The organism is Burkholderia sp. AU4i (assembly GCF_000466765.1).
Classification (GTDB): domain Bacteria; phylum Pseudomonadota; class Gammaproteobacteria; order Burkholderiales; family Burkholderiaceae; genus Burkholderia; species Burkholderia cepacia.
Map to the genome: position 1 here is coordinate 1 of NZ_ASSI01000339.1, position 556 is coordinate 556.

1 protein-coding gene and 1 pseudogene are annotated in these 556 nt (G+C 66.9%); both read left to right on the forward strand.

Features of this window, described 5'->3' with window-relative positions:
- The first annotated feature begins 11 nt into the window (after positions 1-11).
- Positions 12-416, forward strand: a complete 405-nt coding sequence (locus L810_RS42150; RefSeq protein WP_006407992.1) for a dihydroneopterin aldolase — start codon at positions 12-14, stop codon at positions 414-416.
- Positions 413-556: pseudogene (locus L810_RS47945) on the forward strand (tRNA 2-thiocytidine(32) synthetase TtcA); the annotation flags it as partial. The gene L810_RS42150 and the pseudogene L810_RS47945, both read left to right, overlap by 4 nt.

The following is a 556-nucleotide window of genomic DNA, read 5'->3' on the forward strand; positions in this document are numbered from 1 at the left end:
CTGGGACGACCATGTTTTCCGCTCTCCTGCACCCCCGCCTCGCGGACTGCCGCAGGCTCTACCTGCGCGACTACGAAGTGCACATCAACATCGGTGCCTTCGAACACGAGAAGCGCGGCGAGCAGCGCGTCGTCATCAACGTCGACCTGTTCGTGCCGCTCGCGCGCTCCACTCCCGTGGACGACCGGCTGCATGAAGTCGTCGACTACGACCTGATGAAGCAGAGCGTCGCGCAATGCGTGGCGCGCGGCCACATCCACCTGCAGGAAACGCTGTGCGACGCGATCGCCGCCCACCTGCTGGCGCACGACGCCGTGCGCGCGGTACGCGTCTGTACCGAGAAACCGGACGCTTATCCGGACTGCGACGCCGTCGGCGTCGAAGTCTTTCGCATCAAGGACGAGGAGCGCGCATGAACGCCCCCCACATGAATGACGCGGCGGCCGATGCCGCCACCCACGACGCAGCCGCCGACCCGGCCGGCCGCCCGGCGCTGACGCGCCGCGAACAGAAGGAAGCGTACGAGAACAACAAGCTGTTCAAGCGGATCGTGCGC

Bases quoted from the DNA above. Each gene is read 5' to 3' on its own strand.
- L810_RS42150 (WP_006407992.1), top strand. From the start codon at position 12: ATGTTTTCCGCTCTCCTGCACCCCCGCCTCGCGGACTGCCGCAGGCTC.